17 protein-coding genes are annotated in these 19108 nt (G+C 63.3%); 5 read left to right on the top strand and 12 right to left on the bottom strand.

Annotated elements, in window-relative coordinates; genetic code table 11:
* Nucleotides 1–13: 13 nt before the first annotated feature.
* Nucleotides 14–1279, top strand: a complete 1266-nt coding sequence (locus BMY91_RS04695; RefSeq protein ID WP_090818888.1) for an aminotransferase class I/II-fold pyridoxal phosphate-dependent enzyme — start codon at nt 14–16, stop codon at nt 1277–1279.
* Nucleotides 1276–2085 carry a spermidine synthase gene (locus tag BMY91_RS04690; protein ID WP_175538598.1) on the top strand — a complete coding sequence of 270 codons (810 nt, stop codon included), beginning with the start codon at nt 1276–1278 and terminating at the stop codon, nt 2083–2085. Before BMY91_RS04695 ends, BMY91_RS04690 begins: the two co-directional genes overlap by 4 nt.
* Here the strand turns inward: BMY91_RS04690 and rsmD are convergent.
* Genes rsmD through thiL form a run of 4 tightly spaced genes read right to left on the bottom strand, consistent with a single transcriptional unit; the run spans nt 2082 to nt 7039 of the window.
* The gene (gene rsmD / locus BMY91_RS04685; RefSeq protein WP_090818885.1) at nt 2082–2648 is read right to left on the bottom strand and encodes a 16S rRNA (guanine(966)-N(2))-methyltransferase RsmD; all 567 of its coding nucleotides are present in this window, start codon (nt 2646–2648) and stop codon (nt 2082–2084) included. The two genes, BMY91_RS04690 and rsmD, sit on opposite strands and share 4 nt — an antisense overlap.
* Before the next feature lie 33 nt (nt 2649–2681).
* Entirely contained in the window at nt 2682–4937 is a 2256-nt protein-coding gene (locus BMY91_RS04680) for an ATP-dependent DNA helicase RecG (RefSeq protein ID WP_090818882.1), read from the bottom strand.
* The gene (locus tag BMY91_RS04675) at nt 4927–5982 is read right to left on the bottom strand and encodes a DAK2 domain-containing protein (protein ID WP_090818879.1); all 1056 of its coding nucleotides are present in this window, start codon (nt 5980–5982) and stop codon (nt 4927–4929) included. Before BMY91_RS04675 ends, BMY91_RS04680 begins: the two co-directional genes overlap by 11 nt.
* A 22-nt stretch (nt 5983–6004) precedes the next feature.
* The gene (gene thiL, locus BMY91_RS04670; RefSeq protein WP_090818877.1) at nt 6005–7039 is read right to left on the bottom strand and encodes a thiamine-phosphate kinase; all 1035 of its coding nucleotides are present in this window, start codon (nt 7037–7039) and stop codon (nt 6005–6007) included.
* 155 nt (nt 7040–7194) lie between these two features.
* On the opposite strand from thiL, the gene BMY91_RS04665 reads away from it, so the two are divergent.
* Entirely contained in the window at nt 7195–7704 is a 510-nt protein-coding gene (locus tag BMY91_RS04665; RefSeq protein ID WP_090818873.1) for a DUF3515 family protein, read from the top strand.
* A gap of 4 nt (nt 7705–7708) precedes the next feature.
* On the opposite strand, the gene BMY91_RS04660 is transcribed toward BMY91_RS04665, so the two are convergent.
* The 6 genes from BMY91_RS04660 to leuC all read right to left on the bottom strand — a co-directional run bounded on the left by BMY91_RS04660 (nt 7709) and on the right by leuC (nt 14284).
* A complete protein-coding gene (locus BMY91_RS04660; RefSeq protein WP_090818870.1) occupies nt 7709–8848 on the bottom strand; it encodes a D-alanine--D-alanine ligase family protein in 1140 nt (379 codons plus the stop codon).
* Nucleotides 8848–9900 (bottom strand): NAD(P)H-dependent glycerol-3-phosphate dehydrogenase, encoded by a 1053-nt coding sequence (locus BMY91_RS04655; protein WP_090818867.1) that lies wholly within the window; start codon nt 9898–9900, stop codon nt 8848–8850. The genes BMY91_RS04660 and BMY91_RS04655 overlap by 1 nt, the downstream gene beginning before the upstream one ends.
* Nucleotides 9897–10670 (bottom strand): lysophospholipid acyltransferase family protein, encoded by a 774-nt coding sequence (locus BMY91_RS04650; RefSeq protein ID WP_090818864.1) that lies wholly within the window; start codon nt 10668–10670, stop codon nt 9897–9899. The genes BMY91_RS04655 and BMY91_RS04650 overlap by 4 nt, the downstream gene beginning before the upstream one ends.
* Before the next feature lie 11 nt (nt 10671–10681).
* Complete coding sequence (gene murA, locus BMY91_RS04645) at nt 10682–12007, bottom strand: UDP-N-acetylglucosamine 1-carboxyvinyltransferase (protein ID WP_090818861.1); 1326 nt, start codon at nt 12005–12007, stop codon at nt 10682–10684.
* Nucleotides 12008–12214: 207 nt separating this feature from the next.
* Nucleotides 12215–12823, bottom strand: coding sequence for a 3-isopropylmalate dehydratase small subunit (leuD, locus tag BMY91_RS04640; protein ID WP_090818858.1), 609 nt, complete (start codon nt 12821–12823; stop codon nt 12215–12217).
* Between the two features lie 9 nt (nt 12824–12832).
* Entirely contained in the window at nt 12833–14284 is a 1452-nt protein-coding gene (gene leuC, locus BMY91_RS04635; protein ID WP_090818856.1) for a 3-isopropylmalate dehydratase large subunit, read from the bottom strand.
* A gap of 133 nt (nt 14285–14417) precedes the next feature.
* Here leuC and BMY91_RS04630 point away from each other — a divergent pair, with 133 nt between their 5' ends.
* The gene (locus BMY91_RS04630; RefSeq protein ID WP_014922101.1) at nt 14418–15137 is read left to right on the top strand and encodes an IclR family transcriptional regulator; all 720 of its coding nucleotides are present in this window, start codon (nt 14418–14420) and stop codon (nt 15135–15137) included.
* A gap of 1 nt (nt 15138) precedes the next feature.
* The gene (locus BMY91_RS04625; RefSeq protein ID WP_090818853.1) at nt 15139–15675 is read left to right on the top strand and encodes a DUF1697 domain-containing protein; all 537 of its coding nucleotides are present in this window, start codon (nt 15139–15141) and stop codon (nt 15673–15675) included.
* On the opposite strand, the gene BMY91_RS04620 is transcribed toward BMY91_RS04625, so the two are convergent.
* Together BMY91_RS04620 and BMY91_RS04615 are read right to left on the bottom strand one after the other, a co-directional pair.
* The gene (locus tag BMY91_RS04620; RefSeq protein ID WP_090818850.1) at nt 15672–17291 is read right to left on the bottom strand and encodes a GTPase; all 1620 of its coding nucleotides are present in this window, start codon (nt 17289–17291) and stop codon (nt 15672–15674) included. The genes BMY91_RS04625 and BMY91_RS04620 overlap by 4 nt on opposite strands.
* A complete protein-coding gene (locus tag BMY91_RS04615) occupies nt 17288–19087 on the bottom strand; it encodes a dynamin family protein (protein WP_371261011.1) in 1800 nt (599 codons plus the stop codon). Before BMY91_RS04615 ends, BMY91_RS04620 begins: the two co-directional genes overlap by 4 nt.
* Nucleotides 19088–19108: the final 21 nt, after the last annotated feature.

Raw genomic sequence — 19108 nt, 5'->3', positions numbered from 1 at the left:
TTGCCGGGATACCATGGCTGACATGGCATCCGCAGGCAGCAGCAGCCCCTTTCTTGACATGAGCACAGGCACCAGCGCAGGCAGTCCCGCACCATGGCAACGGGCCGCCACCGGAGCAAACCTTCTGTCGCCCAACGGGGACTTGGGGGTAACCATCTTTGAGGAGATGACCACCTTGGCGATGTCCACGGGCTCCATCAATCTGGGCCAGGGATTTCCCGATGAGGACGGGCCGGCTGAGATCAAGGCTGCCGCCCAGGAAGCCATCGCCTCAGGGGCCAATCAGTACGCACCCGGCAAAGGCGTTCCCGCCCTACGGGATGCCATCGCAGCCCACCAGGGCCGTTTCTACGGGCTGAACCCGGACCCGGACACCGAAGTCCTGGTCACCACCGGTGCAACAGAAGCCATCGCAGCAACATTGCTCGCCCTTATCCAGCCCGGGGATGAAGTCCTGACGTTCGAACCTTTCTATGACTCGTACGGAGCCATCATTGGCATGGCTGGAGCCAAACACGTCACCGCTCCCCTGCTGGCTCCTGACTTCATGCCTGATCTCACGGCATTGGAGGACGCCTTCAGCAGCCGCACCAAGGTGGTACTCCTTAACAATCCGCATAACCCCACTGGCGCGGTCTTCCCGGAACTTGTCCTGGCGAAGATCGTGGACCTGGCTACCAAATACCAAGCAATCATTGTCAGCGACGAAGTCTACGAACATCTGACCTTCGGCGTGGCACACATACCCATCACGTCGCTGCCCGGCGCTGCGGAACGGACCATCACCATCTCTTCTGCCGGAAAGACGTTCTCCTTCACCGGCTGGAAAATAGGGTGGCTCACCGGGCCGGAGCATTTGGTGGCAGCCGTGCGCACCGTCAAGCAATTCCTTACCTACAGCTCGGGTACGCCCTTCCAGAGCGCCATCGCTGTTGGGCTGGGCCTTCCCGATGAGTTTTATACGGGCATCGCCAGCACGCTCCGCAACAAACGCGACATTCTTGCAGAAGGACTGCGCGCCGCCGGCTTTGGCGTCTATAACCCGAGCGGGACATACTTCATCAACGTCGACACGGCGCCTCTTGGCATCCGTGACTCTGTGGACCTCGCAAGGCGGCTGCCGGGACTGGTGGGAGTAGCCGCCATTCCCGTCCCGGTGTTTTGCCATCCGGAGGGAGCAGAGCGTACCCGCAGCTTGCTCCGCTTTGCTTTCTGCAAGAAAACCGAGGTCCTGGAAGAAGCTGCCGGACGCCTCGCCACGCTCAAGGACAGGCTCTGAAACCCGCAGGCCCGGCCCACCATGCCAGCCGCTTCCTTCGCACCACGGGGCAGCACGCAACCATCGACGCAGACCCGCTCGTCGAGGGCAGTTTTATCCTCAGCATTGGTGGGGCCGAGCAATCGCACGTCAACCTGGCAGATCCGGCAGACATCTTTTACGAGTACCTGCGCAGGATAGGGCACGTGGTGGACCTGGCCGCAGAGCCTGGATGCCCCATCAATGCCCTCCACCTGGGCGCAGGAGCCCTCACACTCGCCCGGTACATCCAGGCCATGCGGCCAGGCTCGGCACAATACGCGGTTGAGCTTGAGCGTGAACTCCTGGACTTCGTCCTCCAAAAGTTGCCCATGCCCGCCGGCACCGCCCTGACCACACACATCGGCGACGCCCGCGACGCATTGGCGGAGCTCCCCGCCCACGTGCGTTTCGACGTCGTGATTCTCGATATCTTTTCCGGGCCAGAGGCGCCGGCACACATTGCGTGCAGGGAATTCTACGAGGAAGCCGCCGCGCGGCTAAGCCCCCGCGGAGTGCTGATCGTGAACGTGGGCGACGAAGCAGCACTGACGCTTGTGCGCAGCCAGGTGGCCGCACTGCGGCAGGCGATGCCCGACGTCGCCGCCTTTGCGGAAACGGGCATGTTCGCCGGCCGGTACCCCGGCAACATCGTCCTGGTGGGCACCCGGAGTCCGTGGCCATCGGAGTGGACCACGGAACTGCTGGCGCGCGGTCCGCATCCTGCCAGTATCCTCACCGGCGTGGACCTTGACCGGATCACAGGCCACGCCTTTCCCAAGGGTTAAGCAGGCTCGGCGAACCACAACTTGGTCTCGCCATACTTCTTGTCGGCGAAGCATTCCAAGGACTCAGGCCAGGCGGGTTCGGGACTCCGCGAGCTCCGCTCCACTACCACTACGGCTGCGTCATCCAGGTGCGGGGCCAATTTGGCCAGCACAGCACTCAGCGCCGGCTCATCCAAGGGGTATGGCGGATCCAGGAAAACCAGATCCCACAGCTCAGCGTCCCCTGCCCGTTCCAGGAACGACTCCACTTTGGAGCGGTGGACCGAGACTCGCTTCCCGCCCAAAATCTGGTTCACCAGATCCGCGTTGCGTTGACAAACATCGCTGGCCTTGGCATCAAACTCCACCAGATCCACGCTGCGCGCACCGCGGCTGCCACTCTCAATACCCAAAGCGCCCGAACCTGCGTAGAGATCCAGGACCCTGGAACCATCAACCACGGATAAGGACTCCAGGCGAGAGAACAGCGCTTCCTTGACCCTGTCCGTGGTGGGCCGTGTGGCGGTTCCGGGGACGCTGGTCAGCGGGTTGCCTCCGGCGACGCCGGCGATGATACGGCTCACAGGCTTGCTCCATTCGCTGCTTCGCGTGGACCTCTAACCGCGTTCAAGGAACGCCTCCTTTTCCGGGTTCAAATACTCGTCGATTGCGACTGCAAGGGCCGGCTGTTGCTGCAAAGTGGGGTCTTCCGACACCAGACCTTGGGCGTCGCTGCGTGCCTTGGCAATGATGTCCTCATGGTCCAGGACCCGGAGGAGCTTCAGTGTGGATCGTCCGCCCGATTGCGAAGCGCCCAGGATGTCGCCTTCCCGGCGCAGCTTCAAGTCTTCCTGGGAGAGCTCAAATCCATCGGTGGTGGAAGCAACCGCCTCCAAACGACGGCGGCTGGGGTGGCCCGGTTCCAACGTGGTGACCAGCAGGCAGGTGCCCGGCAATCCACCACGCCCCACACGTCCACGCAACTGGTGAAGCTGCGAAATTCCGAATCGGTCAGCGTCCAGGATGACCATCAAGGTGGCGTTATGGACATCCACGCCCACCTCGATGACCGTGGTGGACACCAGGACCTTGGTCTGGTTGGCCGCGAACGATGCCATGGTGTCGGACTTCAGCTGCGGATCCTGACGCCCATGAAGCGGCGCAACAGGCACGCCAGCCAATGACGGCTCCTGCAGGAGACTCTCGACGACGGCCGTCACCGACGCCAACTCCCTCGCCGGGCCCTCGTCCGCAAGGTCGGCGTCGCTTGGTTCCGCTTCACCGGGGCTGAAGTCGCCGTCGTCGTCCGAGCCGATCTTGGGACACACCACGTAGACCTGGTGGCCTGAATCGACTTCCTCACGCGACCGCTTCCAAATACGGTCCACCCAGCCGGGGTTTTCCGCGAGGCCCACTACGTGAGTGGAAATGGGGGCACGGCCAGCCGGGAGCTCATCAAGGATTGACGTTTCAAGGTCTCCGAACACCGTCATTGCCACAGTGCGTGGAATAGGCGTGGCCGTCATCACCAGCAGGTGCGGCGGCCGTTGCGCCTTGGCCCTCAAGGCATCGCGCTGCTCCACGCCAAAGCGGTGTTGCTCATCCACCACAATCAAGCCGAGGTCCTGGAAACTTGTTTTGTCGCTCAGCAGGGCGTGCGTGCCGATCACGATTCCGGCATTCCCCGAGGCAGCATCCAGCATGGCCTGCCGGCGCGCAGCCGTGGGCATGGAACCCGTCAGCAGGGTGACCTGCACCGCCTCCTGCGCTGAATCTCCGCCGAGCATGCCGGTGCCACCAAACACATGGTCGCGTGCCAACTCGCCCAAGGTCCGGCGGATGGAGTGGAAATGCTGCGCCGCCAAGACCTCCGTGGGCGCCAGCAAAGCAGCCTGTCCACCAGCATCCACCACCTGCAACATGGCCCGTAAGGCAACGATGGTCTTGCCGGAACCAACCTCGCCCTGGAGCAGCCTGTTCATGGGGGTGTCCCGCCCCAGCTCTTCAGCAAGTGTTTTCCCGACGGCGGATTGGCCGGCTGTCAGCGTAAAGGGCAGGCTTTGGTCGAACTTGCCCAGCAAACCGCCAGCGATGGGCCGGCGGGCAGTGGCTTCCTCTGCGGCCAACTGGGCACGTCGACGCGCAAGGGCAGTCTGGAGCACCAGGGCTTCCTGATAGCGAAAACGCTCCTGTGCACGCTGCCAGTCCTTGGCGACCTCCGGTGAATGAATCAACCTGTAGGCCTCGGCAACACTCAGAAGTCCATCCCTGGCGACGATTTCGACCGGAAGGGGGTCCTCCAGCGCATCCAGGTCCAGGGTCTGAAGCAAGGCGGTGATCACTTTGTGGATGGACCAGCTGGTCAGCTTGGCAGTTGCCGGATAGACCGGGATTGGCATGGCCGCGAGCTTCTCAGGATCCACGGACCCCTCTGCCCCGGGATCCTCGTCAAGCAACAGGAAATCCGGGTTGGTCAGGCCAAGGGCACCACCGTATCGGGTCACCTTGCCGGAGAACATCGCACGGCGCCCAGCCAGGAGCTCTGCCTTAGCCCGGAATCCGTTGAAGAAACTGACTTTCAGAGTGCCCGGAACGCTGCTGCCACCGGCCTCGTCCGTCACCACAACGTCAGTGATCGAGCCGCGGCGCGCCCGCATCTGGCGTGTGCTGTTGGACAGGACCCGGGCGATGAGAGTGACTTCTTCATCCAACGGAAGGTTGCTGATGGGCGTCAGCTCACCGCGGCTCAAGTAACGACGCGGAAAGTAGTTCAACAAGGCACCTGTGGTCTTGAGCCCCAGGTGCTTTTCGATGACAGCCGCAGACCTCTTGCCTATCCTGCGTTCGAGGGGTAATTCCAGCTCAGTGGTCATACCGTGACTGGCCTGTACTACCGTTGGCTTGCTTGCCTGCTGACTCGTGTGGAGTTGCTTCCTGACCGTTTTCGCGGGGAAGGGCCAACTGGCTGACGGCGATGTCCGTGGGCTCGCCCAGGGATCGGATCAAGGCTACGGCCGGCTCCGGATCCGGAACGTGCACATGAACCCGCCACCGATAGCTCGGTTCTGCCGTTGAATCGTCGTCATCATCGGGGCCTTGCGCATTGCCCACCTGGCTCATGATCACCGAATCGCCCATCTCGTCCAGCCGCTGCCGGAGGATTGCCGCATTCAAGGGAGACAAGCTGATGGTGCACATGACTTCCACGCCGTCATCGGCCGGCATGTGCTCGTGGATGTGGGGGTCCTGCAGTTTGTAGCCGTGCAGGCCGTCCAGGAGTTCGTCCTGAAGTGCCTCACCCAGAACAGCAGAGCGGAGGCAGTCCAGCACCAGCAGCATGCCCACGCCTCCAGCGTCCACCACGTGGGCCTCATGCAGCTGCGCGAGTTCATCTTCCGTCCGGACAACAGCCTGGAAAGCTGCCTCCACAACTGCATCGAGCGACAACCCCAGTGCGTGGTTGCTGTCGTCGGAATTTTGGGCGGCGTCCACGGCCTGGGCCGCATGGGCGGCCGCTTCCAGGACGGACAGCATTGTGCCGGCAACGGGCTCACTCAACGCAGACCAAGCCCGGATCTGGGCCCTGTTCAGGGCAGTGGCCAGCAGGGGTGCGCTTAGCCGGGATTTTCCGGCCAACGGCTCGGCGGCCGCACACAAAAAGACGGCAAAAAGCGTGCCGGAGTTGCCCCGCGCTTGCTCCATGGCCGCCTGGCCGGCACGGGAAAGTACTGCGCCAACATCGTTTCCGGCTTCGGTGGCGTCCGTCGCCGCGCCCTCAAGCGCGGAAACGGCCGCCCGGACCGTGAGGTACAGGTTGGTGCCGGTATCGCCGTCAGCGACCGGGAAGATATTAATCGCATTAAGGCGGTCGCTGTGGTTACCCAGGACCACCTCCGCCTTGCCGAGCCAACGTTTCATGGCGTGCGCATTCGCGGCGATCTTAGTCTGCAAAGTGATCCCATCCAACGGTGTCAGCAGCGTGCCCGGCAATCCGGACGCCGGTGCCTGGCGGCTCGACAACGGCTTGAACTGAGCCTATCGCAGTGAAGCCCTGTGGCAGCTGAATGCCGGCTGGGAACGTGGCAAGCAAACCGTGGTCCTCTCCCCCACCCAGAACCCAGGGCATTGCCTCCCTGCCCAGCAGGGCAGCAGCCGGCTCCAATGCAGCAGCATGGATCTTCAAAACCACGGGATCGAAATCCAGGGCCACGTTGCTGGCCGCGGCCAGTCGACTGCCGTCCCGCAGCAGACCGTCCGAAATATCCAACATTGCCGTGGCACCGGATCGGGCAGCCACAGGGCCAGCTGCCAAGGGAGGCGACGGCCTGCACTGACTGTCTATGAAGGCCTTCGCGTCGCTGCTGAGACCTTCCATGGGAATGTCGCTTTCCAGCAAGGCCCAGCCGGCAGCTGCACGGCCCAGCGTCCCGGCTACCGCGATGGTGTCGCCGGGTTTTGCCCCGGAACGCAGTACGGGAGCCAACCCGTCAAGAGTCCCGACGACGGCGACGGTCACTGCGAGCTCGCGGCCCCGGCCGAGGTCACCGCCGGCCACTGAACAGTCCGGAGCACCCAGGGCGATGATGGCCGCCGTCAGACCGTCAGCGAAGGCCTCTACCCAGTCCACGGGAGTTTCCGGCGGCATGGTCAGGCTGACAACCAATGACGTGGCACTGCCGCCCATGGCGTTGATGTCACTGAGGTTTTGTGCAGCGGCTTTCCAGCCGACGTCGTACCCGCTGGTCCGGTAGCCGTTGTTCCACTCCAACCGGAAATCCTGATCCTGGGTCTGCGTATCGATGGAGATCAAGGTTCGGCCGTCCGGAGCGGCAACCAACGCAGCGTCGTCGCCCGGCCCCAAAAGAACGCCGGGGCTATGGTTCAGGCGCGGAAAGATCCTGGCCAGAAGCTCAGATTCGGAGAGGTCCTGGACGGTTAAAGGCACTGTGGCGCCCGAAAGCACTGCATGGCTCAAGGGCTCTGTGGGTCTGAATTGTTCTGCGGGCACGGAACTACGCTATCGCGATCCACCGACAAGATTGTGCCGCTGCCCAACTCCGGAAGCCGACTGGAAATGTGACCGGGGCTCCGCGAATCTGCCGGGGATGACATGCGGGATAGGCTGGATGAATGCACCAAAAGACCCTCCGCCGGACTGCCCTAGCAGTTTCATTGGCCTCTGCGTCCATCATCGCTTTGTCGGCCTGTTCACCCGCCGTTGATGTCACTGCCGCGGCTGACGCCGCCAATCCTGCCTGTGCCCCCATGATGGTGGCACTCCCTGACCAGATCGGCGACGCCGCCCTCCGCAAGACCAACAGCCAGGCCACCGCGGCTTGGGGCGACCCGTCCCAGGTGATCCTCCGGTGCGGCGTCAATGTGCCCGGCCCCACCACGGACCGTTGCGTGAGCGTCAACGACATCGACTGGGTCATCAAGGAAGGCGACCCCGTCTACACCTTGACGACGTTTGGCCGGGAACCTGCCACCGAAATCCTGATCGATCCGGTCAAGTTGGAAGCAGCCAACATCAGCTCCGCAACAGTCCTGACGGAGCTTGCCGCTGCTGTGGGAAAAATCAAAGCCACCGGCAAGTGCGTTGGCCAGGAAGACCTGCAGAACCTGCCCTCCAGCAAGTAGGCCTCTAGCGCAAACCGGTCTTGCGGGTCAGTGCCAGGTGAATGAGTTCATCAATCAGCTCGCCATAGGCCAAACCCGAGGCCGCCCACATCTGTGGATACATGCTCTTCGGCGTGAAGCCCGGCATGGTGTTGATTTCATTGATGACCAGTTCACCCGCCGGGGTATAGAAGAAGTCCACCCTGCTGAGTCCTTCAGCTCCCACCGCGTCGAAAGCGACAGCCGCAAGTTCGCGCACACGGGCGATTGCTTCGTCTGGCATGTCGGCCGGGCAGCTGAGTGCCGCAGCACCGTCTTCAACGTACTTGGCAGCGAAGTCATAGAACTGGTGCTCCCCGGCAGCCACTGCGATTTCACCGGGCATGGAGACGCGCGGTGTATCCGTGCCGCGGCCTTGGAGCACAGCACACTCGATCTCGCGGCCGACTATGCCCGCTTCGATGACCAGTTTCAGGTCGTGACGGCGCGCTTCCTCAACGGCAGCGTCCAGTTCTTCCATCGAGTCGACCTTGGAAATTCCCATGGAGGACCCGGCACGGGCCGGCTTGACGAACACCGGGAACCCAAGCTTGTCCACCCGCTTCCGGACAGCCTCGGCGTCTGTGAGCCAGTCGCGGTCCGTGACGGCAATGTACGGCCCCACGCTCAATCCGGCGGATTCAAACACCACCTTCATGAAATGCTTGTCCATTCCCACCGCAGAGGCCAGCACGCCCGCGCCCACGTAGCGGGTGTCGGACAGTTCGAGCAAGCCTTGGATGGTTCCATCCTCGCCCCATGGCCCGTGCAACAACGGGAAGACCACATCCACGGAACCTAGTTCCTGCGGAACGGCATTGGGCTCGGTGACAATCAGTTGGTGCTCACCGCCCACCTCCGCCAGGGTCACTGTCTTTCCCGACGGCGCTACCTCAGGAAGTGCCGCGGAGCTGAGGGACCATTGGCTGGTGTCGCCCGACGCCAGGACCCATTGCCCCGACTTGGCGATGCCGATGGGAATGACCTCGTACTTGTTCTTGTCGATGGCTCCCATGACGCCGGCAGCCGTGACACAACTGACGGCGTGCTCGCTGGAACGACCGCCAAAAAGGATCGCTACGCGGGGACGGCTGCCTGCAATGCGGGGAGATTCTTCAGTCACTATCAGTAGTCGCCTTCGGACTTCAGTGCCCGGGCCAGCAGTCGCGGGCCCAGATCATCAACGGACATTCTGCCTTCCAGAACTGCCACAACGGCAGCTGTGATGGGCATTTCGACATTCAGTTTGCCGGCCAGCTCGTGCACTGCAGGACCGGACTTGATACCTTCAGCAGTCTGCGTCATGTGCTCGGCCACTTGGTCCAGGCTGAGTCCTTCGCCCAGCAACCGGCCAGCCGTGTGGTTCCGGGAGAGGGCCGAAGAACAGGTGGCCACGAGGTCGCCCAGTCCGGCAAGGCCGGCCATGGTGTGGGCTTCCCCGCCGAGGGCCAACGCCAGCCGGGAGGTCTCAGCCAGTCCCCGGGTAATGACCGATGCCTTGGTGTTGTCACCCATCTGGCGGCCTTCGCAGATACCCACGGCCAAGGCAATCACGTTTTTGACGATCCCGCCGATCTCCACACCCACAACGTCGGTGCTGGTGTAAGGGCGGAAATACGGCGCCGTGCAGCACAAGGCGATGGCGGCAGCCGTTTCGCCGTCGCTGCAGGCAACAACGGACGCGGTTGGCTGCTCCCTGGCAATCTCCATCGCAAGGTTGGGGCCGGAAACCACGGCTACACGCGACGCCGGGAACCCCAGCTCCTGGGCTATGACTTCGCTCATCCGCGCGTCAGTACCCAGCTCCAGGCCCTTCATCAGCGACACAACCACGGCATCAGGCGCCAGCAACGGCTTCCACTCGCCCAGTTGGGGCCTCAGGGATTGGGCGGGGACAGCCAGGACCACCAAGCCTGCGTCCTTCAGGACCGCTGCAACATCCGTCGATGCAGTAATCGATCCCGGAAGCTCAATGTCTTTCAGATACTGCTCATTGCGGTGAAGCGAATTGATCTGCTCCACTACCTCGGCCCGGCGTCCCCAGATCCGGATGCTGCGGTCAACACCGGTGGCGGCGGCAGCGTCCGCCAGGACTTTGGCAAACGTGGTACCCCACGACCCCGCCCCCAAGACAGCTACGACGTTGGGCGCGTCAACAGGACTCTGGAGACTTGTCATTGACTTTCCTCCGTATCCGGGGCATCGGCGGATCCCCGCTCAACGAAGCGGCCATGCTTGGATTGTTTGTGAACTGCCGGATCCCAACGCTCAGACGGAGCGGTCTCGCCGCGGAGCGTTTCCAGGAGCGCCGTGATGGCGTCCATGATGACGTCGGTTGCCTCGGTCAGCGTTGCCCTGTCCAGGGGCCTGTCCGCAAAGGCACTCAGGTCCACCGGCTCGCCGACCAGCACGCGTGCGGTCTTGCGGGGGAATACATGGAAGCGTTTGGCATAGCGGGGAAAAACCTCGTGGGCACCCCACTGAGCCACCGGAACCACGGGCGCACCCGTCTGCAATGCCAGGCGGGCGGCACCGGTATGCCCCTTCATCGGCCACAGGTCAGGGTCCCTGGTGAGGGTTCCCTCCGGGTAGATGATGATGGCGCCACCGGCGTCCACCACCTCCTTGGCGATTTGCAGCGATCGGTTCGCCCCCGCCGTCGAGCGTTCAACTGGGATCTGGTTGGTCGAACGCAGCAGGGCGCCCAATACAGGAACCTTGAAAAGGCCGGACTTCGCAAGGAAGTGCGGCGGGCGTTTTTGGTTGTACACCATGTGCCCCACCACGATCGGGTCGATCTCCGTGCAATGGTTTGGCACTGCAATGAAGCCGCCGGCGGGCAGCTTTTCCAGGCCCTCCCACTTCTTGGACATCAGGATGTTCATCAATGGGCGCGCGAGGCCCGCCAGCAAGATGAACGTGGCACGGCTCTTGGCCGATTCCTTCAAAGGATCCCCCGCTACTTGGTGGTGGTGATATCGAAGTCGGCGCCCAGGCCGGCCAGTTTCTCGGTGAAGCGCTCGTAGCCGCGGTTGATGATGTCAATGCCTGTGACCCGCGATGTGCCCGTGGCAGCCAGCGCCGCAATGAGGTGACTGAACCCGCCCCGGAGGTCCGGAATGTCGATGTCGGTACCCCGGAGTGGAGTCGGACCGGAAATCACGGCGGAGTGAAGGAAGTTGCGCTGTCCGAACCGGCACGGAACGCTGCCCAAACACTCGCGATGTACCTGGATGTTGGCGCCCATGCGGGCCAGCGCGTCAGTAAAGCCGAAGCGGTTCTCGTAAACCGTTTCGTGAACGATGGAGACGCCCTCGGCCTGCGTCAAGGCGACCACCAACGGCTGCTGCCAGTCGGTCATGAACCCAGGGTGCACGTCGGTCTCCAGGACGAGCGGTGAAAGTTTGCCGCCCTGGTGGTAGAAACGGATTCCATCGTCCCCGATGTCCATCCCGCCGCCCACTTTGCGGTAAGTATTCAGGAAGGTCATCATGTCGCGCTGGGAGGCGCCCTCAACGAAAATGTCGCCACGGGTGACCAGTGCAGCTGAAGCCCAGGAGGCGGACTCGTTGCGGTCCGGGAGCGCGCGGTGGTTATAGCCACGCAAATCCTTGACGCCCTCGATGCGTATGGTGCGATCAGTCTGGACGCTGATAATGGCGCCCATCTTCTGCAGGACCGCAATGAGGTCGATGATCTCCGGCTCAGTTGCCGCCCCGATAAGTTCCGTGATGCCCTCAGCGCGGGTCGCGCTCAGCAGGACCTGCTCGGTGGCCCCAACGGACGGATATGGAAGGGAGATCTTGGCGCCGTGCAGGCCGTGCGGAGCGGAGATATGGATGCCGCCGGGGCGCTTCTCCACCACTGCCCCGAACTGGCGAAGCACGTTGAGGTGGTAGTCAATGGGCCTGTCGCCGATCTTGCAACCACCGAGGTCAGGAATGAAAGCCTCCCCGATCGCGTGGATCAGGGGCCCGCACAACAGGATGGGAATCCTGGAATCCCCGGCGTGCGCGTCAATGGCGGTACTGGACGCCGTCTTGGCATCTTTGGGGTCCAAGGTGAGGTCACCTGATACCGGGTCCTTGACGACGGTCACGCCGTGCAGCTGCAGCAGGCTGGTGACAACCTCTACATCCTTGATTTCCGGCACGTTCCTCAGCACCGATGGTTCACTGCCCAGCAACGCCGCCACCATGGCTTTGGGCACCAGGTTCTTGGCACCGCGAACGGTCACTCGCCCTGTTAACGGGACGCCACCGCGGATTGTCAGAACACTACTCATCTATACCGGTTTCCTCACGACTACTCGCCCCCCAAACTTACAAAGGCTCCAGCTAAGCATAGAAGCTCGCGTTACCGAACCGAAATGGACCCGCCCCGCGCCACAAGGATCCGGCACCCGCAGGAGCCCCACGAAAAAGGACCGCCGGGCCCTCCTTTGGGGCTTCGGCGGTCCTCTTCCAGCGCAATCCGGCTGCTTCAGCAAACGCTACTGGGCATCAACTTTCGCTGGGAGCGTCTTGGGCTTAAAGGAGGGACGGGTGGCCTCGTAGGCGGTGATGTCTTCCTCGTGCTGCAAGGTCAAACCGATGTCGTCGAGCCCTTCCAGGAGGCGCCAGCGGGTGTAATCGTCAATGTCGAAGGGAGCAACAACGTTGCCGCACTCCACCGTCTTGCTGACCAAGTCCACCTTGACCTCGGTACCGGGATCGTTTTCCAGGACCTTCCAGATCAGTTCAATGTCGTCCTGTGCAACCTGTGCTGCCAGCAACCCCTGCTTGCCCGAGTTGCCACGGAAAATGTCGGCGAACCGGGAGGACAGGACAGCTTTGAAGCCGTAGTCCTTCAAAGCCCACACAGCATGCTCACGGGATGATCCGGTGCCGAAATCGGGCCCGGCCACCAGCACGGAACCAGCAGAAAACGGTGCCTGGTTGAGAATAAAGGACTCATCCTTGCGCCATGCTGCGAAGAGGGCGTCTTCAAAGCCGGTGCGCGTGATGCGCTTGAGGTACACAGCGGGGATGATCTGGTCGGTGTCCACGTTGCTCTGGCGCAGTGGTACACCGATGCCGGTGTGGGTTGTGAATGCTTCCATGGGATCCTCCTAGACTGCGATTCCGGTCAGTGTGCCTGCGGGGGCGGACTCAAGATCCGACGGCGAGCTCAGCGTGCCGCGGACTGCCGTGGCCGCGGCCACTACGGGTGAAACCAAGTGCGTGCGGCCGCCCTTGCCCTGGCGCCCCTCGAAGTTGCGGTTGGACGTTGATGCGCACCGCTCCCCCGGCTCCAACTGGTCCGGGTTCATTCCCAGGCACATGGAGCACCCGGCGAATCGCCATTCAGCACCGAATTCCTTGAACACCTTGTCCAGGCCCTCAGCCTCGGCCTCCAGGCGGACGCGGGCGGAGCCCGGAACAACCAGCATGCGGACGTTGGGGTCCTTGGCCCGGCCGCGGATGATGTCCGCAGCAGCACGCAGATCCTCAATGCGGGAGTTGGTGCAGGAGCCCAGGAAGACGGTATCCACGCGGATGTCTTTCATGGGTGTGCCGGCCTCAAGGCCCATGTACTGCAGCGCACGCTCGGCAGCAGCCTTCGCATTCTCGTCACCGAAGTCTTCCGGGGACGGGACCTTGGCTGAGAGGGAGACGCCCTGGCCGGGGTTGGTGCCCCAGGTGACGAACGGTTCCAGGGTATCGGCGTCGAGGTCCACCTCAACGTCAAAGGTGGCGTCGTCGTCCGTGTGCAGTGTATTCCAGTACTCGACGGCGGCATCCCAGTCCGCCCCTTCGGGCGCGTGGGGGCGGCCATGCATGTAGTCGTAGGTGATCTGGTCCGGAGCCACCATGCCGGCACGTGCACCGGCTTCGATGGACATGTTGCAGATGGTCATTCGGGCGTCCATGGAAAGCGCCCGGATGGCAGAGCCGCGGTATTCCAGAACGTAGCCCTGGCCGCCACCGGTTCCGATCTTTGCGATGACTGCGAGGATGATGTCCTTCGCCGTCACGCCGGGGCGCAGGGTACCTTCAACGTTGATGGCCATGGTCTTGAAGGGCTTCAGCGACAACGTCTGCGTGGCCATGACGTGCTCAACCTCGGACGTACCAATGCCCATGGCCAGCGCACCAAAAGCGCCATGCGTGGAGGTGTGGGAGTCGCCGCACACTACGGTCATTCCGGGTTGGGTCAGCCCCAACTGGGGTCCCACGACGTGCACGATGCCCTGTTCCTTGTCCCCCAGGGAGTGCAGGCGAACACCAAACTCCTTGCAGTTGGCGCGCAGGGTTTCGATCTGGGTGCGGCTGGTGAGGTCGGCAATCGGCTTGTCGATGTCAAGCGTGGGAGTGTTGTGGTCCTCCGTGGCGATGGTGAGATCGACGCGACGCAGAGGCCGTCCGGCCAGGCGCAGGCCTTCGAATGCCTGCGGTGAGGTGACTTCATGAACGAGGTGCAGGTCGATGAAGAGAAGATCGGGCTGGGCATTGGCTCCTTCGCCTTCACCCTTGCGCACTACGTGCGCGTCCCAGACTTTCTCGGCCAGTGTTTTTCCCACGGCCTTGCTCCCTTCACTGCGGTTGGATGGTCTTCATCCACTGAACTGTTCTTCTTCCACTGAACCAGCACGGTTGCGAAATAGGCCAGTGAAACAACTTGCATCTCAGATATTGAGACGGCAATATCATTACATGGACAATTCTAGTGGAGTCGGTGTCATTGATAAAGCGGCCCAGGTACTCGATGCCCTCGAGGCCGGGCCCACGACACTCGCGCAACTTGTAGCGGCAACGGGCCTGGCCCGGCCTACGGTTCACCGGCTCGCGCTGGCCCTGGTTCACCACCGCCTGGTGAGTCGGGACATCCAAGGACGGTTCGTGCTCGGCAGCCGGCTGGTGGAACTGGCATCCGCTGCAGGTGAAGACCGGCTCATCGCCTCGGCCGGCCCTGTCCTCATCCAACTGCGGGACGCCACGGGCGAGAGTGCCCAGATTTTCCGCCGGCAAGGCGACTGGCGCGTCTGCGTGGCCTCGGCCGAACGGCCCATCGGTCTCCGCGACACCATTCCGGTGGGTACGCAACTCTCCATGAAGGCCGGCTCCGCCGCCCAGGTCCTGCTGGCCTGGGAAGACCACGACCGCCTGTTGGAGGGGCTCCAGAACGCCCGCTTTACGCCCACCGTCCTGGCAGGAGTACGACGCCGGGGCTGGGGTCAGAGCCTGGGCGAACGCGAGCCGGGGGTCGCTTCGGTTTCCGCTCCAGTGCGCGGACCCTCGGGACGGGTCATCGCCGCTGTATCAATTTCCGGCCCCATTGAGCGCCTCACCCGCCAGCCGGGCCGATTGCATGCCGAGGTTGTCTGTAACGCCGCCCGGGTACTCACCGAGGCCCTGCGCAAGAACAACGACTAACATGAACAGCTACGCCGTATTCCTCCGCGGAATCAACGTGGGCGGCATCAACATCAAGATGGCCGATCTCAAAACCGCGCTCCAGGACTACCCGTTCAGCAAGGTCAAGACCTTGCTGGCCAGCGGAAACGTTGTCCTGCAAAGCGAACTCGGCAGCAAGGACGTCAAAGCACAGTTTGAGGCGTGCCTGCGGAAAACCTTCGGCTACGACGCCTGGGTGGTGGTGCTCACGGCAGCCAGGGTTGCCGAACTGGTCCAGGCCTGCCCCTACCCCGCTGACGACAAGGCCACTCACAGCTACATCACTTTGGCATCAGACACTGCCATGCTGGATGAACTCTTCGAGGCCGGCGAGGACCTGGGCAGCGTGGAACAGGTGCGTCTGGGCCCTGAAGCGTCCGCATGGTTGGCCCCCGCGGGCGGCACGCTGGACAGCCCATTCAGCAAGCTCTCCGCGAAGGCACGCTACAAAGCCAGCACCACCACCAGGAACCTGCGCACGCTTATCAAGGTCAGCGACGCAGCAGCGGCACTCTAGGCCGAGCGCGCCGCTTTCAACGCGGCGTTGAACGCCTTCAGGCGTGTGATCTCTACGTCCACGGGTTCCACGATCCACTTCTCAGCCACCACTGCCACCGCAGATTTCAGGCGCTTCGCCGCACCGGACGCCCGGGCTCGCGCCGCCCATCCACCCAAAATACGGCCCGCAACCGCCAGGGCGATTCCCAGCGCGACTCCCCCAGCCACCATCAGCGTGGGCCATGGCCATCCTTCAGTGCGCGGAACTTCCGGGACGGGCATCTGGAAATAACCCAGCGCGGCCAGCACGCCGAGCCAGCCCAAGCCACCCACTGCAAGCAGCAGCGCGAGCCACTGCAAAGTGTTGAAGAGAACCCACCACAGCGGACGCTTGGTGGCCTTCAGGTCCGTTCCCGCAATGGCTTGGTCCAGTGCATCAGGCAATTGGCCGCGGCCGTCCCTGGCCACACTCCGGATGGCGGCACGCCATGGACCTGGAGCGCCAGCGGACGCTTCATCGGCGAAATCCCTCACAGCTGCGTCAGTTCGCGCACGTTCAGGAGCGCCAGCAGGGGGCAAGGACGTCCGGTTCAGTTCGGGCCTGGTATCCCCCCTGCCCAAATTCAATCTCCGCAACGGATCAGGACGGAAGCGCAGTAACCACCGCGTTACCGGCCAACCCGTCCTGCGGGCCGACTCCCTCGCGAAAGATCGCTGGACGGCGTCCACTACCACGGGCACGTTCGCCGCCGTCGCCAATTCAGACGCCAGGCGGGCCCTGGCACCTCCATGGATGCCCCGGGCTTCCCCTTCCCCGGAAACCGCCGCGAGTTCGGCGGCCGCCTTCGTAACGTCGGCGGCCAAACGCTTGGTGGTCGCCTCCCGCTGGACCACGACGTTCCTGATGGCCCCGCGGACGGCAGGGACGCCGTCGCCCGTTACAGCCGATGTACCCAGCACCCGAACAGCGCCGAGACCATCACGCGCCAGGATCCCTTCCAAGGACAGCATCACAGCAGATGCATCGGCGGCACTCAGCGTGTCCACTTGGTTCAAGACCACCAATGTGACCGCGCCGTGGGAAGCCATGGGCCGCAGGAAATCATTGTGCACTGCGGCATCTGCATACTTTTGCGGGTCCAATACCCACACCAGGACGTCCACCATGCCCACCATGCGTTGGGCGATTTCCCGGTTCTCCGCCCTGGTGGAGTCGAAGTCCGGCAGATCCAGGAGCACCAGTCCGGTGTCTGCGTCGGCCAACCCCGGAACAGGTGGCAGCGTGTGACGCTCTTTCACGTCCAGCCAGTCCAGCAGTGGTCCGCTGCCATCCTCGCCCCAGATACCGGCCAGGGGTTGGGACGTCGTAGGACGCCGCGCCGTCGCGGTGGCCAGACCGCTTCCGGACACTGCATTAAACAAGGACGATTTACCGCTGCCGGTTGCCCCGAAGAAGCCCACCACGGTATGCCCCTCGGACAAGGAGCGCCGGGACGTGGCACGTTCCAGGACCTCGTATGCGGAGTGGAGTGCATCATCCGGGAGAACGCCTTCAGCGAGCTCACGGGCAGTGTTGAGCGCCTCAAGCCTGCGCTGCAATTGCGAGGATTCGCGGACCTGGCTATGCCGGCTCATGCGGCTCCTGCCAAGCTGCGAAGGGCCTTGGCATGCCGGAATAGTTCAGTGCCTGAGCGTGGATGGGCTGCAGCGAGGCGGCTGAGGAATCGCTCTTTCTCATCATCAAGAAGTCGCTGGCACTGCGTGTGGAGGTCGTCCCTGGCTTGTTGGGCAAGGCGACGGACGGCGTCCTCGCCAAACACAGCCTCCAGCAGCTTCTGGCCCACCACAGCAGTTCCACCCGCGATGCCGATCTCCAAACCACTCAGGCCTGCCGTCATGGAGAACACCACCACCATGAGCGCAGCGCCGAGCCCGTTGACGCCGAAGGAGAGCCAGCGGGCCTGGGTTCTTTTCCCCTGTCCCTGCGTGCGGATCATCTCCATCAGACCTTCCTGCCAGGAGCGGATGGCAGCAGCGGCCTTCGCGTCAAAGCCATTGCCGGTTCCAGAGAGATCGTCGGCGCCGAGCAGATGTCGGCCGGCAGTATCCGAACGCCATCGCCTGTCCACGTTCTCAGCTGCGGTGGCGGCTTCGTCCAGAATCACAGCCTGCAGCCCCGTCTCGATGGCGGTCTCGACCTTCACCGCGGGCGCGGGTTCACCCCGGAAGAACGCCCCCACCCGATCCCTCATGCGGCCAATATTCTGTTCCAGGGCCCTAAAGAATTCCCCGGTCCCCACGAAATCCTGCCACCGCGCCAGCACCTCACCTCGAAGCAGCGCTCCATCCTTGGTGGCGTCGAGGATCCGGATGAGTGCCTGCTCATACTCATGGAGACAGCTCGACTCAAGTTCGCGCGCCGCAAGGTCCTGGGCCGCCGCTGCAGCCGCGATGCCTTCCATGCGGATACTGACGGCGTTGACTGCGCCATTGAGTGTTCGCCTGGCCACATCAGCCCGTCCCCCGACGTTCGCGGCCAAGGCCCCCAACCAGTGGCGCAAGGGTGCCACCGATTCCTCAGGCAGCATTCCGAGGTCATCCAGCGGGCTCTCCGGAACGACGAACAGCTTCGCGGCCCCCAGCCCCTGCCGGTCCAGCATTGACTGCAAATCGGTCCTGACTTCATTCTCTGCGGCGGGCGGCACCCGGTCCAGGACCACGACAACCGTGATGTCGCGGGAAGCCGCGTCCAGGAGCAAACGCCACGGGACAGCGTCGGCGTATCGGTTTGCTGTGGTGACGAACACCCAAAGGTCCGCAGCGGCCAGCAGTTGCCCCGCCAGCCTCCGGTTGTCATCAGAGATCGAGTCGACGTCCGGCGCGTCCAGCAGAGCGATGCCTTGAGGTACATGGTGGTGCCCCACGAGCACCAACGACGTGATCGCTTGGGCATCCGGGGCGGCGCCTGCCTGATTGGCAGGCACGGGGCTCGCTGATACGTTCCCGCGGATACGTTCCAGGCTCGGCAGGATGCGGTGCCCTTCAAACCACCCCGCGTCTTGGGGGTGGTGCAAAAGGATAGGCTGGCGGGTCGTGGGCCGGATGGCGCCGGCACGTGTCACCGGATAGCCAACCAGCGCGTTGACCAGCGTGGACTTACCCGCGCCGGTTGAACCGCCGACGACGGCCAGCAGCGGGGCGTCCAGGCTGCGGTACCGGGGAATCACGTAATCGTCCAACTGCGCGAGAGACTCCCGGATCCAATGCCGGGCCTCCTGCGCTTCCGGCACAGCGAGCGGAAGCGTGGTGGCCGCAAGCTCCGTACGGGCAGCTTCCAGGATATCGACGGCGGCGGCCGCACCTTGGCTAAGGGCCGCAGCTTGGTCAGCGGGGGTTGCCCGGATTGCGGCGGAGTCTTCGTTTGCGGTCACAGCATCATCATGCCAGCCGGA

The organism is Arthrobacter sp. yr096 (genome assembly GCF_900108925.1).
Taxonomy (GTDB): Bacteria; Actinomycetota; Actinomycetes; order Actinomycetales; family Micrococcaceae; genus Arthrobacter.
The sequence above is the reverse complement of the archived record's forward strand: the minus strand, read 5'-3'. Positions and strand labels throughout refer to the sequence as shown.

Bases quoted from the DNA above. Each gene is read 5' to 3' on its own strand.
- BMY91_RS04695 (WP_090818888.1), top strand. From the start codon at position 14: ATGGCTGACATGGCATCCGCAGGCAGCAGCAGCCCCTTTCTTGACATG.
- BMY91_RS04680 (WP_090818882.1), bottom strand. From the start codon at position 4,937: ATGACCACTGAGCTGGAATTACCCCTCGAACGCAGGATAGGCAAGAGG.
- BMY91_RS04675 (WP_090818879.1), bottom strand. From the start codon at position 5,982: ATGAAACGTTGGCTCGGCAAGGCGGAGGTGGTCCTGGGTAACCACAGC.
- leuD (WP_090818858.1), bottom strand. From the start codon at position 12,823: ATGGAAGCATTCACAACCCACACCGGCATCGGTGTACCACTGCGCCAG.
- BMY91_RS04620 (WP_090818850.1), bottom strand. From the start codon at position 17,291: ATGAGCCGGCATAGCCAGGTCCGCGAATCCTCGCAATTGCAGCGCAGG.
- BMY91_RS04665 (WP_090818873.1), top strand. From the start codon at position 7,195: ATGCACCAAAAGACCCTCCGCCGGACTGCCCTAGCAGTTTCATTGGCC.
- BMY91_RS04630 (WP_014922101.1), top strand. From the start codon at position 14,418: ATGGACAATTCTAGTGGAGTCGGTGTCATTGATAAAGCGGCCCAGGTA.
- BMY91_RS04625 (WP_090818853.1), top strand. From the start codon at position 15,139: ATGAACAGCTACGCCGTATTCCTCCGCGGAATCAACGTGGGCGGCATC.
- murA (WP_090818861.1), bottom strand. From the start codon at position 12,007: ATGAGTAGTGTTCTGACAATCCGCGGTGGCGTCCCGTTAACAGGGCGA.
- BMY91_RS04655 (WP_090818867.1), bottom strand. From the start codon at position 9,900: ATGACAAGTCTCCAGAGTCCTGTTGACGCGCCCAACGTCGTAGCTGTC.